The following is a 19,627-nucleotide window of genomic DNA, read 5'->3' as shown; positions in this document are numbered from 1 at the left end:
CAGCCGGCCCCAGGCCAGCACGTGCCGGCTCCGCCCGGCGGAGGGGCAGTGCCGGGCCCCGCGCAGCAGGTGCGGGGTGAGCCGGGCGGCGACCAGGACGTCGGCCAACTCCCCGTACTGGTACAGCTCCAGTGCGGCGCGGCCGCGGCCGGACGCGACGCAGCGGACCGACCAGGGGCCGGCTCCGGCGGGCAGCGCGCCCTCCGGCAGCTCCCCTTCCTGCAGCGTCTCCTCCGGCAGGGCTCCTGCCGGCAGCGCCCGCTCCGGCAGCGCCTCCTGGGCCGCCGCCGCTCCGGCGGCACTCCCGGGGCCGGGCCGCCCGTGCGGCGGAGTGGCGGAGTGCGATGCAGTGCTCGTCATGCCCTCAAGCCTTCCGCCCGGACCCCCCTCCTGTCGGTGGTGCTCCACACCGAATCGGGGGTGTAGCTAGCTACACCCCCATCGGGAACCCCCCTTCATGGCGGCTCGTGATCACCGGGCCCTACGCTGTCGGCCATGCCCTCCACCACGTTGCGCCGAGCGTTCGTCAGGAGCCTCCGGCGCCCCCCGTGGTCGCCCGAGGTCTGGCGGGACGTCCGCTTCACCGCCGCCGGGATACCCGTGGCGCTGCCGGTCTGGCTGGCCGTCACCGAGTCGAAGCTGCTCTTCCCGGTGCTCGCCGCCGTCCTGCTCTGCACCCACCCGCTGACCGTCGTCCAGCGCGGCCGGCTGCGCGCCCTGTACGGGGTGGAGGTGCCGCCGCTGCGCCCGCCGACGGGGCGCCGGGTCTGGCTGCTCGGGGTGACCTGGCGCCAGGTCCTCCACCACCTGGTGGCCGGCCCGCTGCTGGCGGCGGGCGCCCTGGTGGTGCTGTACGCCTGGGCGGCCGCCGTGGTGCTGGCCACCGTGTACGGCTGGATCTGGCTGCTGCCCGCGGGCACCGCGCTGCGCACCGGCCTGGCCGGGGAGGACGTCCTGCTCACCCTCGGCGGGGTGCTGCTGCTGGCGGTGCTCCCGCTGTCGGGCACCCAGCTGGCCCGGCTGGAGGTGTGGGTGGCCCGGCGGCTGCTCGGCCCGGACCGGGCGGAGGCGCTGGAGCGGCGGGTCGAGGAGATCGCCGAGAGCCGGGCCGGCCTGGTCGACGCGGTGGACGCCGAGCGCCGCCGGATCGAGCGCGACCTGCACGACGGCGCCCAGCAGCGGCTCACCTCCCTCGCGATGAACCTGGGCCTGGCCCGGCGCACCCTCAAGGACGTGCCGCCCGAGGTGATGCAGGTGATCATCGACGCGCACGAGGAGGCCCAGGCGGCCATCGACGAGCTGCGCGACCTGGTCCGCGGCCTGCACCCCGCCGTCCTGGAGGACCGCGGCCTGGACGCGGCGCTGTCCGGCATCGCCGCCCGCGCCCCGCTGCCGGTGCACCTGGACGTCGACCTCTCCGAGCAGATCGCCCCGACCGTCGAGGCGGTCGCCTACTTCACCGTCTCCGAGGCGCTCACCAACGTGGCCAAGCACGCCAGGGCCCGCCGGGTCGACCTCTCGGTGCGGACGACCGGCGGCCGGCTGCGCCTGGTCATCAGCGACGACGGCGTGGGCGGCGCGGACGCCTCGCGCGGCACCGGGCTCACCGGTCTGCGCAAGCGCGCCGCCTCGGTCGACGGCACGATGTCCGTTCTCAGCCCCCTCGGGGGCCCCACCACCATCACCGTGGAGTTGCCGTGCGCGCTGTGATCGCCGAGGACTCGGTCCTGCTGAGGGTCGGCCTGGTCAAGGTCCTGGAGGCGGTGGGCTTCGAGGTCGTGGCCGCCGTCGGGGACGCCACCGAACTGCTGGCCGCCGTCGAGGAGCACCGCCCGAAGGTGGTGGTGGCCGACGTCCGGATGCCCCCGGGCTTCCACGACGAGGGGGTGAAGGCGGCGATGGTGATCCGCCGGCAGTGGCCGGACACCGCCGTCCTGCTGCTCTCCCAGTTCGTGGAGGAGCGCTACGCCGCGGACCTGCTGGCGACCAACACCAGCGGCGTCGGCTACCTGCTCAAGCAGCGGGTCGCCAACGTCGATGACTTCGTGGACGCGCTCCAGCGGGTCGCCGAGGGCGGCACCGCGCTGGACCCGGAGGTGGTCGCCCAGCTGCTGGTGCGCCGCCGGCACCGGGACCCGGTGGAGAAGCTGACCCCGCGCGAGCGCGACGTGCTCGCCCTGATGGCGGAGGGCCGCTCCAACGCGGCGATCGCCGGCTCGCTGGTGGTCAGCGACAGCGCGGTGGCCAAGCACATCAACTCGATCTTCACCAAGCTCGAACTGCCGCAGGCCGAGGACAGCCACCGCCGGGTGATGGCGGTGCTGCGCTTCCTGGAGGTCGGGTAGCGGTGAAGGGGGTGAAGGGCTGGCGGGCCACCGGGACGCTCGTGATCGTCCTGGTCATGATCGGTGCCGGACTGCAGACCTGGTCGATGGCGGTGCAGCAGCGCACCAGCAGCAGTCGGCCGTACGACGAGGAGATCCACCGGGTCCAACTGGAGACCGGCCCCGCGTCGGTCCGGGTGCGGGCCGGACGGGAGGGCCACGTGGTGGTCCGGCAGAGCCTGGACTGGCTGGTGCGCAAGCCGGTGGTGTCCGCCGTCTTCGACAAGGGCGTGCTCACGGTCGGGATGCACTGCCGGCTGATCCTGCCGTTCGTGGACCTCGGCTGCGGCGCCGAGATCGAGCTGGAGGTGCCGGCCGCGACCGAGGTGTCCGGCTCGGTGACCTCCGGCTCCGTCCAGGTGGAGGGCCTGAGCGGGGACGTGAAGCTGGACCTGACCTCCGGCCAGCTGCTGCTGTCCGACACCTCCGGGAACGTGACGGTGCACGCCACCTCCGGTCTGGTGCAGGGCACCAACCTGAGCGCCCCGCGGTTGACGGCGCAGCTCACCTCGGGCTCGGTGCAGCTGAGCTTCGCGAGGGCTCCGCGCGAGGTGGACGCCACGGCCACCTCCGGCTCGGTGGAGATGAGCCTGCCGAAGGACAGCCGGTACGCCGTCTCCAGCGAGGTCGGCAGCGGCAACGGCCGGATCGACCCGGGGCTGGCGGACTCGGCGAGCCCGAACCGGGTGCACGCCGCGGTCACCTCCGGGTCGATCTCCATCGCTCCGGCGCCGGCCTCGTCGGCGCCCACCGCCCCGGCGGCTCCGTCGGCCTCGTCGGCCCCGTAGCGGAGGCGGCCCGTTCCGGAGGCGTCCGGCAGAGGAGGTGGCCGGCAGAGGAGGTGGCCGGTGGCCGAGGCGCCCCGTACCGGGGGAGCCCCGGCGCGGGCGGAGGCCGCTCACCCGGGTGGGGGACAATGGAGAGTCCCGTCCCCACCACCCGAGGTCAGCCGCGCATGACAGTCACGCCCGCACCCACCGCGTCCGGCACCGCGTCCGGCACCGAGTTCGCGCCGCTCGACATCGGCCCGATCCAGGTGTGGCCGCCCGTCGTGCTGGCGCCGATGGCCGGCATCACCAACGCGCCGTTCCGCACCCTGTGCCGCGAGCAGAGCGGCGGCAAGGGGCTGTACGTCTCGGAGATGATCACCACCCGGGCGCTGGTCGAGCGCAACGCCAAGACCATGCAGCTGATCAAGTTCGACCCGAGCGAGAAGCCGCGCTCCATCCAGCTGTACGGGGTGGACCCGGTGACCGTCGGCAAGGCCGCCCGGATGATCTCCGAGGAGGGCCTGGCCGACCACATCGACCTCAACTTCGGCTGCCCCGTCCCCAAGGTCACCCGCAAGGGCGGCGGCTCGGCGCTGCCGTACAAGCGCAACCTGCTGCGCGAGATCCTGCGCGAGGCCGTCGCCAACGCGGGCGACCTGCCGGTGACCATGAAGATGCGCAAGGGCATCGACGACGACCACCTCACCTACCTGGACGCCGGCCGGATCGGCGCCGAGGAGGGGGTGGCCGCGATCGCCCTGCACGGGCGCACCGCCGCCCAGCACTACGGCGGCACGGCCGACTGGTCGGCGATCGCCCGGCTGCGCGAGTCCGTCCCGGCGCACATCCCGGTGCTGGGCAACGGGGACATCTGGTCGGCCGACGACGCGCTGCGGATGATGCGCGAGACCGGCTGCGACGGCGTGGTGGTGGGCCGCGGCTGCCTGGGCCGGCCGTGGCTGTTCAAGGACCTGGTCGCGATCTTCGAGGGCGACGTGGACTACGCCCGCCCCGACTTCGGCTACGTGGCCGCGGCGATGGTGCGGCACGCGCAGCTGCTCGGCGAGTGGCTGGGCGACGAGGCGCGCGGCGTGATCGACTTCCGCAAGCACGTGGCCTGGTACACCAAGGGCTTCTCGGTCGGCTCCGAGCTGCGGGTGCGGCTGGCCGGCTCCTCCTCGTTGGCCGAACTGGCCGAAACCCTCGCCCAGGTGGAGCAGTCCCAGGGCTGGCCGGACGGTGCGGACGGCCCGCGCGGGCGGACCAGCGGCAACAACCGGGTGGTCCTGCCAGAGGGCTGGTTGGACGATCCGTACGACTGCGCCCGCCCGGGTGCTGACGCCGAATCGGACACCTCCGGCGGATGATCTGTACGACCTGGCGAAAATGACCCGTTCGGGTCGATGGCCACCCGGTCCCAGCCCTCTTGTCCATCCTGGACAAGAGGGCTCCTTTTCGGCGTCCGAATGTCACGGAACGGGCACGTTTCTGGACACAGTGCGACGATCGGCGCAGGCGCTCTACGTTCGACCGGTGAGACGCTCTGGTGACGCTTGCCACACGCGGTGGGGGCTGACGGCCGGTCAGTGGACGAAATGGACAGGTCGGCTGTGAATCGCTTCCCGAAGTCGGTCGACCGGTGATCGGGCGATCCGGGTGCAGGAAATCAAGCCGGGGCAACGCCATGGACCCGCGGTCGCTACGGTGCGTCCGGATCGCACGATCTTCGCGGGTGCATGCCTTCAAGAGTTGAATGCTTGCTCGCGTCAGGCGGACGATTTCACCAACAGAGGTGAACGCCTTTATGTGCTTTCGATCTAGCGGGTTACCGCTGGGTACCAGCCTCGGGTGGCCTATTCAGGGCAGAGAAGTGCCTTCGAAATGGGTATGTTCTCCGGCGTCAGGGCAACCGCGTACGAGGAGACCGACCCGTGCCGTCCCAGCAGAAGTTTGTTTACTCCTTCACCGAAGGAAACAAGGACCTCAAGGATCTTCTTGGCGGCAAGGGCGCGAACCTGGCCGAGATGACCAACCTGGGCCTCCCCGTCCCTCCGGGGTTCACCATCACCACCGAGGCCTGCAAGGTCTTCCTGGAGACCGGCAGCGAGCCGTCCTCCCTGCACGAGGAGATCAGCGCCCACCTGGACGCCCTCGAGCAGGAGATGGGCAAGAAGCTCGGCCAGGCCGACAACCCCCTCCTGGTCTCGGTCCGCTCCGGCGCGAAGTTCTCCATGCCCGGCATGATGGACACCGTCCTCAACATCGGTCTCTCCGACGCCTCGGTGGTCGGCCTCGTCGCCCAGTCCGGCAACGAACGCTTCGCCTGGGACTCCTACCGCCGCCTGGTCCAGATGTTCGGCAAGACCGTGCTGGGCGTCGACGGCGAGCTGTTCGAGGAGGCCCTGGACGAGGCCAAGCACGCCAAGGGCACCGTCAACGACCTGGACCTGGACGCCGCCGACCTCAAGACGCTGGTCGAGGTGTTCAAGGGCATCGTCGAGCGCGAGACCGGCCGGGCCTTCCCGCAGGACCCGCGCGAGCAGATGGACCTCGCGATCCACGCCGTCTTCCACTCCTGGAACGGCGACCGCGCCCGGCTGTACCGCCGCCAGGAGCGCATCCCGAACGACCTGGGCACCGCGGTCAACGTCTGCAGCATGGTCTTCGGCAACCTCGGCGAGGACTCCGGCACCGGCGTCGCCTTCACCCGCGACCCCTCCACCGGCACCCAGGGCGTCTACGGCGACTACCTGTCCAACGCCCAGGGCGAGGACGTCGTCGCCGGCATCCGCAACACGCTGCAGCTGTCCGAGCTGGAGAAGCTCGACAAGAAGTCGTACGACGAGCTGATGGCGATCATGCAGACGCTCGAGAACCACTACCGCGACCTCTGCGACATCGAGTTCACCATCGAGCGCGGCAAGCTCTGGATGCTCCAGACCCGGGTCGGCAAGCGCACCGCCGCGGCCGCCTTCCGGATCGCCGTCCAGCTGGTCGACCAGGGCCTGATCGACCTGGACGAGGCCCTGATGCGGGTCCCCGGCGGCCAGCTCTCGCAGCTGATGTTCCCGCGCTTCGCCCCCGACTCCGAGTCGAAGCAGATCGCCAGGGGCCTCGCGGCCTCGCCCGGCGCCGCGATCGGCAAGATCGTCTTCGACTCCTACACCGCGGTGAAGTGGTCGCGCTCCGGGGAGAAGGTCATCCTGGTCCGCCGCGAGACCAACCCGGACGACCTGGACGGCATGATCGCCGCCGAGGGCATCCTCACCTCGCGCGGCGGCAAGACCTCGCACGCCGCCGTCGTCGCCCGCGGCATGGGCAAGACCTGCGTCTGCGGCGCCGAGGAGCTGGAGGTCGACACCAAGCGCCGCCGGATGACCACCGCCGACGGCCTGGTGCTGGAGGAGGGCGACGTCGTCTCGATCGACGGCGCGACCGGCAAGGTCTACCTCGGCGAGGTACCCGTGCTCCCCTCCGCGGTGGTGGAGTACTTCGAGGGCACCCTGCACGCCGGCGCCGACGTCCAGGGCGGCCTCGTCCAGGCCGTGCACCGGCTGATGTCGCACGCCGACGGCCGCCGCCGCCTCGCGGTGCGCGCCAACGCCGACAACGCCGAGGACGGCGGGCGCGCCCGCCGCTACGGCGCCCAGGGCATCGGCCTGTGCCGCACCGAGCACATGTTCCTCGGCGAGGAGCGCCGCAAGGAGGTCGAGCACCTGATCCTGGCGGACAACGACAAGGACCGCGAGCTCGCCCTCTCCACCCTGCTGCCGCTGCAGAAGGGCGACTTCCTGGAGCTCTTCCAGGCGATGGACGGCCTGCCGGTCACCGTCCGGCTGCTCGACCCGCCGCTGCACGAGTTCCTGCCGGACATCACCGAGCTGTCGGTGCGCGTCGCCCTCGCCGAGGCCCGCAAGGACCCGAACGAGAACGACCTGCGCCTGCTCCAGGCGGTGCACAAGCTGCACGAGCAGAACCCGATGCTCGGCCTGCGCGGCGTCCGCCTCGGCCTGGTGATCCCCGGCCTGTTCGGCATGCAGGTCCGGGCCATCGCCGAGGCCGCCGCCGAGCGCCGGCTGGCCGGCGGGGACCCGCGCCCCGAGGTGATGATCCCGCTGGTCGGCACCGTCCAGGAGCTGGAGCTGGTCCGCGACGAGTGCGAGCGCGTGCTCGCCGAGGTCGCCCGGACCACCGGCGTCAAGCTGGACATCAAGCTCGGCACCATGATCGAGCTGCCGCGCGCCGCGGTGACCGCCGGGCAGATCGCCGAGGCCGCCGAGTTCTTCTCCTTCGGCACCAACGACCTGACCCAGACGGTCTGGGGCTTCTCCCGGGACGACGTGGAAGCCTCGTTCTTCACCGCCTACCTGGAGAAGGGCATCTTCGGGGTCTCCCCGTTCGAGACCATCGACCGCGACGGCGTCGGCTCGCTGGTCAAGCACGCCGTCGAGGCCGGCCGGGCCACCCGCCCCGACCTCAAGCTCGGCGTCTGCGGCGAGCACGGCGGCGACCCGGACTCGGTCCACTTCTTCCACGAGGTGGGGCTGGACTACGTCTCCTGCTCCCCCTTCCGGATCCCGGTGGCGCGCCTGGAGGCAGGCCGCGCCGCCATCGAGACGGCGGGCAGCGACTCGCGCTGAGGAGGGTAGGCATCCCCACCTCACGCGCGGGCACGACTGACCGCTTCCCCTCCCGTCGGGAGGGCGTACACCGGAGCTCGGCGCAGGAGAACCGGCGTACGTGACACGGCCGGGCGGGAACGGACAACGGCGTCCGTTCCCGCCCGGCCGTACGTCCGCGTACGGGCCGGCGCACCGGCCGGTGTGGCGGCGGCCACGTGTGTAGCTGGCCCGGCCCGGCCCGGCCGCCTGCCAAGCTGGACCGCATGACCAACCGCAGAAACCCGCTCGTGGCCGTGGCCGTGCTGATCCTGGCGGTCCTGGCCGGGGCCGGGTACCTCCTCGCCAACCAGGGGAGCGGCCACCCCAAGGCCGCCGCGAGCGCCACCACGAGCGCGGCCGCCGGTGCCACGACGTCCGGGGCCACGGCGCCCAAGCCCTCGGCCCCCAAGCCGAGCCCGCCCGCCGGGGGCGCCGGTACCACCCCCGCCGCGGCCGGCACCTGGGTCCCGACCGACCCGGCCATGGCCGACGTCTGCCGCACCAAGCTCCCCAGCCAGGCCCAGGACACCCTCGGCCTGATCGCCAAGGGCGGCCCCTACCCGTACAACCGCGACGGCATCGTCTTCGAGAACCGCGAGAGCCGCCTCCCCAAGAAGTCCGGCGGCTACTACCACGAGTACACCGTCGTCACCCCCGGCTCCAACGACCGCGGCACCCGCCGCGTGGTGACCGGCGACTCCGGCGAGCAGTACTGGTCCGCCGACCACTACGCCACCTTCCAGGAGATCGACTCCCGCTGCTGAGCGGGGCCTCGGCAGCCCTCGCCGCGCCCCTCACCGGGCCCGGCGCCAGGTGACGCGGGGGTGGGGGGCGTGCGGGCCGGTGGTGACCAGGGCGGTGAGTTCGTGGAGCACCGGGGCCGGGTCGCGGCGGAGCTGGACCGGGGTGGTGCGGACCACCGGGAGGCCGGCGGCGGTGAGGCGGTTGGCGCGGGCGAGGCCCCGTTCGTGCTCGGCGGGGCGCAGGTGCCAGGCGCGGGAGTCGATCTCCAGGGCCACGCAGGCGTGCGGCCAGTAGGCGTCCGGGACGGCGAGGAAGCGGCCGTCCAGGAAGAGCACCGGGTTCCACAGCGGCTCCGGCAGCCCCGCGTGCGCCAGCAGTTCACGGGCCTCGCCCTCCACCACCGACCGCACCCCGACCGTCAGGTCCTCCACCACCCGGGCCACCTGGGGCAGTCCGAGCGCACCCGGGCGGGACAGCAACTGGTCGAGCAGCTCGCCGAGTTCGCAGTGCCGCCGCTGGACGGCCTCCGCGCACAGCGCCCGGAACCGGCGCTGCCCGGTCTCCCTCGGCGCGAGGTCGGCCAGCGCCCGGGCGACGGTGGTGCTCCACAGCCCGTCGTCCCGCTCGAAGCCGCCCGGCATCGCCCCGGAGGCCCGATGGATCCGGACGAACTCCCTGTCCCCGACCCGCCGTTGAGTCGGGATCAGGATGTCGACCGCGTTCAGGTCGGACGGGTGCCCGGCGCTCGGCAGCCCGGCCTCGGCCAGCACCGCGAAGCCGGTCAGCAGCACCTCCCCGGCCCGCGGGTCGCGGCCCTTCGGCGTCGCGTACGCCAGCGCGGCCCGCAGCTTCTGGTGGAACGTCAGCCGGCCGCTCTGGAGGCAGATCACCCGGGGCAGGACCTGTTGCCAGGGCCCGCCCGGCCGCAGCCGGTGGGCGATGGTGCCGGAGGGCACCCCGAGCCGGCGCAGCTGCGCCCGGGTGGCGATGTGCTGCTGGTCGGCGCCGAGCAGGGCGACCGGGTCGAGGGGGTTCGCGCGGGTCATGCCCCGGTGCCTGCCCGCCGGAATCGGAGGTATGCGAAACATCCCCCGTCGGTGGGGACGCCGGCCACGGGTGTTGACGGGACGGCGGTCAACCCGCTGAGCTGGAGGGCATATGACCATTCCATCCACGCACACCGGCCCCGCGCTGGACTCCCTCAACGGCCTCTCCGTGGGCGACGCCCTCGGCGCCCAGATGTTCGTCCCGGAAACCGCCCGGGCCCACCTCGCCGCCCGCACCGAACCGCCCGGTCCCTGGCCCTGGACCGACGACACCGAGATGGCCTGCTCGGTCCACGCCGCCCACACCGAGCGCGGCGCGATCGACACCTTCGACCTCACCCACGCCTTCGCCCTCCGCCACGACTTCGACCGCGGCTACGGCCCGGCCGCCAACCGGCTGCTCCGGCTGGTCCGCGAGGGCGGCGACGCCCGGCGGCTGGCCGCCGAACTCTTCGACGGCCAGGGCTCGTACGGCAACGGCGCCGCGATGCGGGTCGCCCCGCTGGGGGCCGCGTACGCCGAGGACCCGGCCGCCGTCGTCCGGCCCGCCGCCGACACCGCCGTCATCACCCACACCCACCCGCAGGCCGTGGACGGCGCGATCGCGGTCGCGGTGGCGGCCGCGTACGCGGTGCGGGCGCGGGCGGAGGCCATGACGCCGGAGGCCTTCCTGGCGGCGGTCGCCGACCTCACCCCGAACGGGGCGGTCAGGGACGGCCTGGAGGAGGCCCGCGGGCTGCTCGCCCGGCCGGACTTCCGGCTCGCCGCGCAGGTGCTCGGCAACGGCAGCCGGACCTCCGCGGCCGACACCGTCCCGTACGCCCTGTGGTGCGCCGCCCGGAACCTGGCCGACTACCGCACCGCCGTGTGGGAGGCGGTCGCGGCCGGCGGCGACATGGACACCGTCGCCGCCATCACCGGGGGAGTGGTGGCGGCGCACACCGGCACCGGAGGCATCCCGCGGGCCTGGCTGGCCGCCCGGGAGCCGCTGCCCGCGTGGGCGTTCCCGGAGCCGGGCGGCGTCCGCGCGGCCGGGGAGCCGCACCTGACGCCGATCCGCCTGCCCCGCCCGCACCCGGTGCCGGACCTGCTCTGGTCGGACGCCGACTGGGAGCGGATCAGGCGCGGCCTGCGGGCCCGGGACGTGGACGAGCGCTGGGTGTCCGTGGTCTCCGAGGGCGTGCTGCACCTGCACCGTGGTGTGGGCGGCGCGGAGGTCTACCGGGTCCGGGTGGCCCGGGTGCGGGGCGGCTGGCGGCCGGTGGAGGCGCTGGTCGAGGCGCACCCGGGACGCCACCGGGCCTGGGACGACCGCACGACCCTGCCGGCCGTCCTGGGCTTGGCGCGCCTCGGCTACGAGCCGCTCCGGGCCGGCCTCAGACCGTGATCATCAGCTGCCCGGCGCCGCTGCCGCCCTGTCTAAGGCACTCCTGGTTGATCGCCGGATCCGGGGCGCTCGGCGAGGTGGCGGCGGCGATCCGCAGCTCGATGATGTCCCGGACGGCCGGCCACTCGTCGTCGAGGATCGAGTAGAACGCGGTGGAGCGCACCACCCCGTCCAGCCCGCGCGAGTGAGCCCGGCGGACGCCCTCGGAGGTCGCGCCGAGCCGCTCGATGGCGGCGCGCGAGCGCATGTTGCGGGCGTCCGCGCGCATCGAGATCCGCTGCACGCCCCAGGTCTCGAAGGCGTGGCGCAGCATCAGCAGCTTGGCCTCGGTGTTGATGCCGGTGCCCTGGGCGCGCGGCGAGAGCCAGCTGTTGCCGATCTCGGCCGCGTCCGGGACGGCCGTGGCCGGATCGCCGAACGGGACGCCGGGCACGGGCGGCCACACCATCGGGCCCTGCCAGTAGTCGAGTTCCAGGAAGCGGGTGGAGCCGACGACCCGGCCGTCGGCGACGTTCACCGTCGCGAACGGCAGCGACCGTCCCGCGGCCTGGTCGGCGAGCGCCCGCGCGACGTAGTCGCGGGCGGCTTCCAGGCCGTGCGGGACGGGGGTGAAGGCGTAGGTCGTACGGTCCTCGGCGCCGGCCTCGGCGATGGCCTCGGCATGGTGCGCGGCGAGGGGCTCCAGCCGCACGGTGCGGCCGGTGAGGGTGACAGGTACGGGCACGGAACCTTCTGTCCTTCATCGGTCGGAGGGAGCCTCCCGGGCCGGGGTACGGCACGGGGTGCGCTGGACATGGGTACGCCTGGGCCCGGGTCCGTCCGCCGGGTACCCGCGCACGCCGGAGGTCCGGTCGAACGGGGTGGGGGCGGCGGCCCGGAGCGGGCGGCGCGGGGGTGCCGGAACGGACACGGGTCCTCGGACCGGTCCGGCGGGAACAGCGAGGGGACAGTGTGCGTCCGCGAAATGGCCGAAGAGGAGACGAGAGCGCGAAGGGAAGCGGGCGGCCAGGTGAAGGCAAGATGCGTCGTGGGGGCTGGCCGAGCAGCGGACCGGGACGTGGCCGACGGCGTTACGGACGACGTGGCGACGACGCGACGATGCGAGGCAGCGAGAGGACGATACCCGCCAGAAGGCGGTGCGTCACTTCGCGGCACGCGAATGGCCGCGCGGGCCGTTCCGGGGCCCCGCGGACGGGCCTCCCGCGGGGGCGCTACCAGGGTCGTGACCAGGGGCTCTTCGGTCGGGTGCGATCATGGTCCGGAGCGGTCGGCCGAGGCCGTCGGGCGCGCCCCCCGGGGAGCCGTCGGACGGGTACCGGAGCGGCCGTGGAGCGGCTCCGGAACGGCCCCGGCGCGGCCCCGTGGACGTGTCCGCCCGCGGGGCGGGGGCGGGGCGGGGCCGGGGCGGGAATTCCGGCGGCGCCCGGCACGCTGCAGAGGACGAGAAGCCGGTCGACCGGAACGAGCAGGGAACGGGGTTGGGTGCGCGGTGCGTGACTTCCAGGCGTTGTACGAGCTGGATCAGCAGGGCGTGGCCGCCGTCGCCGCGGCCAACGAGCAGTTGCGCGACACCGGTGCCGGCCTCGTGCTGCTCCAGCACTACGAGGGCTTCATGGACGCCGGGGAGGCCGGCGGCCAGGTGGTGGCCCACCTGCTGGAGACGGGCTCGCCGCAGGTCGTGGCCCGCTTCGACCACGACCGTCTGGTGGACTACCGGGCCCGCCGCCCGGCGATGGTCTTCGACCACGACCACTGGACGTCCTACGACCCCCCGGAGATCCTGCTCCAGCTCGTCCACGACGCCGCCGGCGCGCCGTTCCTGCTGCTCAGCGGCCCCGAGCCGGACGTCGAGTGGGAGCGCTTCGCGCGGGCCGTCCGCGAGCTGGTGGAGCGCTTCGAGGTCCGGCTCTCGATCGACTTCCACGGCATCCCGATGGGCGTGCCGCACACCCGCCCGGTCGGCATGACGCCGCACGGCAACCGGCTGGACCTCGCCCCGGGCTACCCGCAGTGGTTCGAGCAGGCGCAGGTGCCGGGCAGCGCCCAGGCGCTGGTGGAGTACCGCCTGGCCGAGGCCGGGTGCGACGTCCTGGGCTTCGCCGTGCACGTCCCGCACTACGTGGCCCGCTCCGCCTACCCGGCGGCGGCCGTGCAGGTCCTGGAGGCGGTGCAGTCCGCCACCGGGCTGGTGCTGCCCGGCACCCGGCTGCGCGAGCAGGTCTCCGAGGTCTACGCCGACATCGAGGAGCAGCTGGCCCAGGGGGACGGCGAGTTGCGCTCGGCGATCCGCGGCATGGAGGGCCAGTACGACGCCGTGGCGGGCGCGGAGGGCCGGGAGAGCCTGCTGGCCGAGCCGGTGGACCTGCCCTCGGCGGACGAACTGGGGCGGCGCTTCGAGCAGTTCCTGGCCGAGCACGAGCGCGGCGCGGAGTAGTCGACGCGGAGCGGCCGACGCGCACGCGGTTTCGTGGTGCGCCGGCCGGAGAGGGCGCGCGGAAGCGGTCGGAAGCCGGTGCCCGGACGGCCCCGGGGTCGGTTTCCGGCCGGTTCGGGCCCGCCGTAAGGCGATTCGGCCGGGGCGGGAGTCATCGGCCGCGATCGTTCGTTGGCCCCTGATGTGCCCGGGGGACGGGCCGCCGCAAGGAGCCGACCGTGACCCGTATCCCCGGGGGGAGACCATGCCGAGGACCGTTCGCCCGACCATCGCCCTGACCGTCGGACTGGCCGCAGCGCTGCTGGCCGGCTGCACCGACAACACCGCTTCGGACAGCGGGGCCGGCGGCGCCGCGGGCACGGCGTCCGACCGCGCGCGGGCCGGCGCGGCCGCGTCGCCGACCGCCGCCCCGCCGCCCACCGGCCCGTACGTCGCGCTCGGCGACTCGTACACCGCGGGGATGAAGATCTCCCCGCAGGTCGGCGAGCCGGGCGCCTGCTACCGCTCCGGGGCCAACTACCCGTCCCTGGTGGCGAAGGGGCTCTCGCTCGCCGCCGACCAGTTCAAGGACGTCAGCTGCAGCGGCGCCCGCACCGGGGACCTGACCGGCCCGCAGAAGGTCGCCGACGGCACCAATCCGGCCCAGCTGGACGCGCTCACCGCGGACACCCGGCTGGTCACCCTGGGGATCGGCGGCAACGACGCCGGCTTCATCGAGGTCGTGACGGAGTGCGCCAAGGCCAACCTGGTGGACATCGTCAAGGGCGTGATCAGCGACAGCGCGGACCGGATCAGCGACTCGCCCTGCCGCGACCACTACGCCGCCGGCAGCGGCACCGACGAGGTCCAGCGCAAGGTGGACGCGGCCGGCGACCGGATCGGCCAGGTGCTCCAGGACGTCAAGAAGCGCTCCCCGAAGGCCAAGGTGTACGTGATCGGCTACCCGGGGCTGCTCCCGGCCGACCCGGCGAACTGCCTGCCGGTGCTGGGCAACGCGGTGGCCGCCTCCGACCTCGCCTTCCTGGTGGAGAAGCAGCAGCAGCTCAACGGCATGCTCAAGAAGCGCGCGGACGCGGCCGGCGCGGTGTTCGTCGACCTCGCCGGGCCCTCGGCCGGGCACGACATGTGCGCGGGGGAGGACAAGCGCTGGGTGGAGCCGCCGCTCCCGGCCCAGGGGTCGGCGCCGATCCACCCCAACGCCAAGGGGCAGGAGGCGATGTCCGGGGTGGTCCTGAAGGCGATCAAGGGCTGAGGACGCCCGCGCCGGGGCGCGGGACGGAGGGGGCGCGAGGGGTGCGCCGGCCGGGTGGGGCCGACCCACCGGGGCGGGCACCCGCGCGCCGCGCACCGTTCACGCCCCGGCCCGCACCCCTTCGTGCGCGGCACACCCCGCGTGTCGGGGGCGCGGCGTACCGTGAAGGACATATGGACGACACCACGCACCGCCTCGCCGCCCCGATCACGTACGACCACGCCGCCGAGGCCCGCTGGGTCCCCGAACCCGACAAGCGCCCGGGCCGTACGGCCTTCCAGCGGGACCGCGCCCGGGTGCTGCACTCGGCGGCGCTGCGCCGGCTGGCCGGAACCACCCAGGTGGTCGCCCCGATGCGCAGCGACTTCCCGCGCACCCGGCTCACCCACTCCCTCGAATGCGCCCAGGTCGGGCGGGAGTTGGGCGCCGCCCTGGGCTGCGACCCGGACCTCGTGGAGACCGCCTGCCTGGCCCACGACATCGGCCACCCGCCGTTCGGCCACACCGGCGAGGAGGCCCTCGACCAGGCCGCCGAGGCCTGCGGCGGCTTCGAGGGCAACGCCCAGTCGCTGCGCATCCTGACCCGGCTCGAACCCAAGCGCTTCGCGCCCGAGGGGGAGCAGCCGGCCGTCCGGCTCGCCCCCTGGCCGGGCCGCAGCGTCGGCCTCAACCTGAGCCGGGCCGCGCTCGACGCCGCCGGCAAGTACCCGTGGACCAAGGGCGCCCACCCCACCGACCCGGCCTCCTCCAAGTACGGCGTCTACGCCGACGACCTGCCGGTCTTCCGCTGGCTGCGGGCCGGCTCCCCGGCCGGGCGCAAGTGCTTCGAGGCCACCGTGATGGACTGGTCCGACGACGTGGCCTACTCCACCCACGACGTCGAGGACGGCCTCCAGGCCGGCCACATCGACCCGGCCGTGCTGCGCGCCCCCGGCGAGCGGGCCGAACTCTTCAAGGTCGCCGAGCGCTACGCCCCGGACGCCGAGCCGGAGGAGCTGGCCGCCGCCCTGGACCGGCTGCTCGCCCAGGAGTGGTGGCCCCGCTCCTACGACGGCACCGCCCGGGCCCGGGCCGGGCTCAAGGACCTCACCAGCCAGCTGATCGGCCGCTTCTGCCTGGCCGCCGAGCAGGCCACCCGCGCCCGCTACGGCCCCGGCCGGCTCACCCGCTACGCCGCCGAGCTGGTGGTGCCGAGGGACGTCCGGCTGGAGTGCGCGGTGCTCAAGGCGGTCGCCGTCCGCTTCGTGATGCAGCGCGACGAGCAGGCCCAGTTGCGGGCCCGGCAGCGGATCGTGATCGCCGAGCTGGCGTACGTCCTCACCCAGCGCGCCCCCGACGGGCTGGACCCGGTGTTCGCCGCCATGTACCACGAGGCCGAGGACGACCGCGCCGCCCTGCGCACGGTCGTCGACCAGATCGCCACCCTCACGGACGCCTCCGCCCTGGCCCTGCACGCCAAACTGGTCGGCGCCGCCTGGGCGTAGCCGCCGGGCGCGGCCGCGACGGCTCCGGTGCGGCCGCGCCCCGACCGGGGCCGAGCCCTCGGCGCGGCCGGAATGCCCCGCCGCCCCAGTAGACTTCCGGGGTGGCCGGGCGGATCAGGGACGAAGACGTACAGGCGGTGCGCAGCGCACTGCCGATCGACGCGGTGGTCGGCGACTACGTACAGCTGACCAACGGTGGCGGTGGCGAGTACAAGGGCGTCTGCCCCTTCCACGACGAGAAGTCCGCCTCCTTCTACGTGAACCCCGCCAAGGGCGTCTTCCACTGCTTCGGCTGCCAGGAGAACGGCGACACCATCGCCTTCCTGATGAAGATCGAGCACTTCACCTTCGCCGAGGCCGTCGAGCGGATGGCCGCCCAGGCCGGCATCACCCTGCGCTACGAGGAGGGCGGCTACAGCCCCCGCCACCAGCAGGGCGAGCGCACCCGGCTGGTCGAGGCGCACAAGGTGGCCGCCGCCTGGTACCAGGAGCAGCTGGCCTCGCCGGAGGCGGAGATCGGCCGCCGCTTCCTGGCCGAGCGCGGCTTCGACGAGGAGGCCGCCAAGACCTTCGGCGTCGGCTACGCCCCCGCGGGCTGGGAGCACCTGGTCCGCTACCTGCGCGGCAAGGGCTTCACCGACAAGGAGATCCTGCTCGGCGGCCTCGCCTCGCAGGGCCAGCGCGGCGGCCTGATCGACCGCTTCCGGGGCCGGCTGGTCTGGCCGATCCGGGACATCGCGGGCGAGGTGGTCGGCTTCGGCGCCCGCCGCCTGCGCGAGGACGACAACGGCCCGAAGTACCTGAACACCCCCGAGACGCCGATCTACAAGAAGTCCCACGTGCTGTACGGGATCGACCTGGCGAAGAAGGAGATCGCCAAGTCGGGCCGCGCGGTGGTGGTCGAGGGCTACACCGACGTGATGGCCTGCCACCTGGCCGGGGTCACCTCGGCGGTGGCCACCTGCGGCACCGCCTTCGCCGAGGACCACATCAAGATCATCCGACGGCTGCTGATGGACACCTCGCAGTACCGGGGCGAGACCGTCTTCACCTTCGACGGCGACGCGGCCGGGCAGAAGGCCGCCCTGCGCGCCTTCGAGGACGACCAGAAGTTCGCCGCCAAGACCTCCATCGCGGTCAGCCCGGGCGGCATGGACCCGTGCGACCTGCGCCTGGCCCAGGGCGACGAGGCGGTCAAGCACCTGATCGACAACCCGGTCCCGCTGTTCGAGTTCGCGCTGACCTCGGCGGTCGCCCGGCACCGGGTGGACACCCCGGAGGGGCGCTCGGCGGCGCTGGAGGAGGCGGCCCCGATCGTCGCCAAGATCAAGGACCGCTCGATCCAGCACGAGTACGCCGTCCGCCTGGCCGGCATGCTCGGCATCCTGGACGAGCAGTTCGTCGTCCGCCGGATCTCCCAGCTGGCCCGCTGGGACCGCGAGCGCCAGCAGAACCCGCGCGGCGCGGCCGCCCAGCGCCGCCCCGAGCCGGCCCAGCCGCAGCGCGCCGCGCAGCCCGCCTACCGGCTCAACCCGCGCGACCCGGCCCAGTTCGTCGAGCGGGAGCTGCTCAAGCTGGCGCTCCAGCACCCGGACCTGGTCAGCCCGGCCTTCGACCACTACGGCGAGGACGAGTTCCCGACCCCGCCGTACACCGCCGTCCGGCAGGCCGTCGCCAAGGCCGGCGGCGCCGCGTACGGGGCGACCCTGCCCGACTTCACCAGCGCGGTGCGCGAGGCGGCCCCGGACGACCAGGTGCGCTCGCTGGTCACCGAGCTGACCGTCGAGCCGGTCCGCTCGCGCCGCAAGGCGGACGCGATCTACGCGGGGGAGTTCCTGGTCAAGCTGCGCCTGCTGGCGGTGGACCGGCGGATCACCGAGGTCCGCGGCTACCTCCAGCGGCTCGGCCCCCGGGCCGAGGCCGAGCAGCTGCACGCGGTGCAGACCGAGCTGTGGCAGCTCCAGCAGTACGGGCAGCAGCTGCGCAGCCAGGGCGCGGCGGCGCTGTAGCGCGCCCCGCGGCACCCGCCGCCCGGACGCGGTGTCCGGACCCGGCGCCCGAACCCGGGCGCAGAAAGTCGGCGCACGAGTCTCGGCCACGGAGCGTGGCGTACCGCACACTGGAGGGCGTCCCACCTCCGTACTGCGCGGGTCCGCCAGAGTCGCGCCCGCCCCGAGGGGATGCCCGTGGAGCAAGGCGTCGTCGCAGCGACCACCACCAGTACGAGAGCGAACCCCGCCGAACCGGACGGGGAACAGGACACCCACCACGGCCGGGCCGGGGCGGTGCCCCCGGACGGTGCCCGGATCCCCGCCCAGGGCCTGCCGGAGGGCCATCCGGACAGCCCGGACCCCGAACCCGGGTCCGGGGCGCGGGCCGACGCCGAGGACCCGGACGAGCGCCGCGGGCCCGGCGACGACACCGGGCCGGCCGCCGACCTGCTGCGCCAGTACCTGCGCGAGATCGGCCGGATCCGCCTGCTCACCGCCGAGGAGGAGGTCGAGCTGGCCCGCCGGGTGGAGGCCGGCGTCTTCGCCGAGGAGCGGCTGAACGGCGACCCTCCGCCGCCCGACCCGCTGGGCGGCGAGCTGGACACCCTGGTGGTGCGGGGCCGGATCGCCAAGCGCCGGCTGATCGAGGCGAACCTGCGGCTGGTCGTCTCCGTCGCCAAGCGCTACGTCGGGCGCGGGCTGACCCTGCTGGACCTGGTCCAGGAGGGCAACCTGGGCCTGATCCGGGCGGTGGAGAAGTTCGACTACACCCGCGGTTTCAAGTTCTCCACGTACGCGACCTGGTGGATCCGGCAGGCGATGAGCCGGGCCCTGGCCGACCAGGCCCGGACGATCCGGGTGCCGGTGCACGTGGTCGAGCTGATCAACCGGGTGGTCCGGGCGAAGCGCGGCCTGCTCCAGGAGCGCGGCCTGGAGCCGACCGCGGCCGAGATCGGCGCCGCACTGGAGCTGACCGAGGAGCGGGTGCGCGAGCTGCTCCGGCTGGCCCAGGAGCCGATCTCGCTGCACACCCCGGTCGGCGAGGAGGAGGACGTCGCGCTCGGGGACCTGATCGAGGACGCCGACGCCGCCTCGCCCGCCGAGTCCGCGACCTTCCTGCTGCTGCGCCAGCACCTGGAGGCCGTCCTGGCCACCCTGGGGGATCGGGAGCGCCAGGTCGTCCAGCTCCGCTACGGGCTGGACGACGGCCGCCCGCGCACGCTGGAGGAGATCGGCGCGGTGTTCGGCGTGACGCGGGAGCGGATCCGCCAGATCGAGTCGAAGACCCTGGTCAAGCTCCGCGACCACGCCTGCGCCGAGCAGCTGCGCGGCTACCTCGACTGAGCTCGGACCCTAGGACGGACTCGGCGACGCGGCCGGCGCCGACGGGTCGGCCGGAGCGGGGTCGGTCGGAGCGGGGTCGGCCGGTGTGGCCGGGGCCGGGGTCGTGGACGCGCCCGCGCCGGTGCCCGGC

Annotated in this window: 14 protein-coding genes and 1 pseudogene; 12 read left to right on the top strand and 3 right to left on the bottom strand. The window is 74.0% G+C overall.

Features of this window, described 5'->3' with window-relative positions:
* Positions 1-360 (bottom strand): annotated as a pseudogene (locus AE652_RS46220) (hypothetical protein); the annotation flags it as partial.
* Between the two features lie 135 nt (positions 361-495).
* Between AE652_RS46220 and AE652_RS06675 the strand changes: the two are divergent.
* The 6 genes from AE652_RS06675 (at position 496) to AE652_RS47925 (ending at position 8,579) form a co-directional block, all read left to right on the top strand.
* Positions 496-1,710, top strand: a complete 1,215-nt coding sequence (locus AE652_RS06675) for a sensor histidine kinase (protein ID WP_049650225.1) — start codon at positions 496-498, stop codon at positions 1,708-1,710.
* Complete coding sequence (locus tag AE652_RS06670) at positions 1,698-2,345, top strand: response regulator transcription factor (RefSeq protein ID WP_049650224.1); 648 nt, start codon at positions 1,698-1,700, stop codon at positions 2,343-2,345. The genes AE652_RS06675 and AE652_RS06670 overlap by 13 nt, the downstream gene beginning before the upstream one ends.
* Positions 2,346-2,347: 2 nt before the next feature.
* Complete coding sequence (locus tag AE652_RS06665) at positions 2,348-3,172, top strand: DUF4097 family beta strand repeat-containing protein (RefSeq protein ID WP_049650223.1); 825 nt, start codon at positions 2,348-2,350, stop codon at positions 3,170-3,172.
* Between the two features lie 167 nt (positions 3,173-3,339).
* Positions 3,340-4,521 carry a tRNA dihydrouridine synthase DusB gene (gene dusB / locus AE652_RS06660; protein WP_049650222.1) on the top strand — a complete coding sequence of 394 codons (1,182 nt, stop codon included), beginning with the start codon at positions 3,340-3,342 and terminating at the stop codon, positions 4,519-4,521.
* A gap of 564 nt (positions 4,522-5,085) precedes the next feature.
* Positions 5,086-7,794, top strand: a complete 2,709-nt coding sequence (ppdK, locus tag AE652_RS06655) for a pyruvate, phosphate dikinase (protein ID WP_049650221.1) — start codon at positions 5,086-5,088, stop codon at positions 7,792-7,794.
* Positions 7,795-8,039: 245 nt separating this feature from the next.
* Positions 8,040-8,579, top strand: coding sequence for a ribonuclease (locus AE652_RS47925; RefSeq protein ID WP_053111988.1), 540 nt, complete (start codon positions 8,040-8,042; stop codon positions 8,577-8,579).
* A 30-nt stretch (positions 8,580-8,609) separates the two neighbouring features.
* Here the strand turns inward: AE652_RS47925 and AE652_RS06645 are convergent, their stop codons facing one another.
* Positions 8,610-9,605: a hypothetical protein gene (locus tag AE652_RS06645; protein WP_049650220.1), complete on the bottom strand. Its 996-nt coding sequence runs from the start codon at positions 9,603-9,605 to the stop codon at positions 8,610-8,612.
* A gap of 112 nt (positions 9,606-9,717) precedes the next feature.
* On the opposite strand from AE652_RS06645, the gene AE652_RS06640 reads away from it, so the two are divergent.
* Positions 9,718-10,992, top strand: a complete 1,275-nt coding sequence (locus AE652_RS06640) for an ADP-ribosylglycohydrolase family protein (RefSeq protein WP_063780081.1) — start codon at positions 9,718-9,720, stop codon at positions 10,990-10,992.
* Here AE652_RS06640 and AE652_RS06635 read toward each other — a convergent pair.
* Positions 10,982-11,716, bottom strand: coding sequence for a GNAT family N-acetyltransferase (locus tag AE652_RS06635; protein WP_049650219.1), 735 nt, complete (start codon positions 11,714-11,716; stop codon positions 10,982-10,984). The genes AE652_RS06640 and AE652_RS06635 overlap by 11 nt on opposite strands.
* A gap of 765 nt (positions 11,717-12,481) precedes the next feature.
* Here AE652_RS06635 and AE652_RS06630 point away from each other — a divergent pair.
* From AE652_RS06630 to AE652_RS06610, 5 genes are all read left to right on the top strand, one after another.
* The gene (locus AE652_RS06630) at positions 12,482-13,426 is read left to right on the top strand and encodes a PAC2 family protein (RefSeq protein WP_049650218.1); all 945 of its coding nucleotides are present in this window, start codon (positions 12,482-12,484) and stop codon (positions 13,424-13,426) included.
* A 244-nt stretch (positions 13,427-13,670) separates the two neighbouring features.
* Positions 13,671-14,678 (top strand): SGNH/GDSL hydrolase family protein, encoded by a 1,008-nt coding sequence (locus tag AE652_RS06625; RefSeq protein ID WP_053111987.1) that lies wholly within the window; start codon positions 13,671-13,673, stop codon positions 14,676-14,678.
* Positions 14,679-14,851: 173 nt separating this feature from the next.
* Positions 14,852-16,162 (top strand): deoxyguanosinetriphosphate triphosphohydrolase, encoded by a 1,311-nt coding sequence (locus AE652_RS06620; protein WP_049650217.1) that lies wholly within the window; start codon positions 14,852-14,854, stop codon positions 16,160-16,162.
* A gap of 101 nt (positions 16,163-16,263) precedes the next feature.
* Positions 16,264-18,171: a DNA primase gene (gene dnaG / locus AE652_RS06615; protein WP_049650216.1), complete on the top strand. Its 1,908-nt coding sequence runs from the start codon at positions 16,264-16,266 to the stop codon at positions 18,169-18,171.
* Positions 18,172-18,342: 171 nt separating this feature from the next.
* The gene (locus AE652_RS06610) at positions 18,343-19,497 is read left to right on the top strand and encodes an RNA polymerase sigma factor (RefSeq protein WP_082345367.1); all 1,155 of its coding nucleotides are present in this window, start codon (positions 18,343-18,345) and stop codon (positions 19,495-19,497) included.
* Positions 19,498-19,627 lie beyond the last annotated feature (130 nt).

It is taken from the genome of Kitasatospora sp. MY 5-36 (genome assembly GCF_001182915.1).
In the GTDB taxonomy this organism is placed as follows: Bacteria; Actinomycetota; Actinomycetes; order Streptomycetales; family Streptomycetaceae; genus Kitasatospora.
The sequence above is the reverse complement of the archived record's forward strand: the minus strand, read 5'-3'. Positions and strand labels throughout refer to the sequence as shown.

Bases quoted from the DNA above. Each gene is read 5' to 3' on its own strand.
- AE652_RS47925 (WP_053111988.1), top strand. From the start codon at position 8,040: ATGACCAACCGCAGAAACCCGCTCGTGGCCGTGGCCGTGCTGATCCTG.
- AE652_RS06610 (WP_082345367.1), top strand. From the start codon at position 18,343: ATGCCCGTGGAGCAAGGCGTCGTCGCAGCGACCACCACCAGTACGAGA.
- AE652_RS06625 (WP_053111987.1), top strand. From the start codon at position 13,671: ATGCCGAGGACCGTTCGCCCGACCATCGCCCTGACCGTCGGACTGGCC.
- AE652_RS06645 (WP_049650220.1), bottom strand. From the start codon at position 9,605: ATGACCCGCGCGAACCCCCTCGACCCGGTCGCCCTGCTCGGCGCCGAC.
- AE652_RS06620 (WP_049650217.1), top strand. From the start codon at position 14,852: ATGGACGACACCACGCACCGCCTCGCCGCCCCGATCACGTACGACCAC.
- dusB (WP_049650222.1), top strand. From the start codon at position 3,340: ATGACAGTCACGCCCGCACCCACCGCGTCCGGCACCGCGTCCGGCACC.
- AE652_RS06675 (WP_049650225.1), top strand. From the start codon at position 496: ATGCCCTCCACCACGTTGCGCCGAGCGTTCGTCAGGAGCCTCCGGCGC.
- AE652_RS06640 (WP_063780081.1), top strand. From the start codon at position 9,718: ATGACCATTCCATCCACGCACACCGGCCCCGCGCTGGACTCCCTCAAC.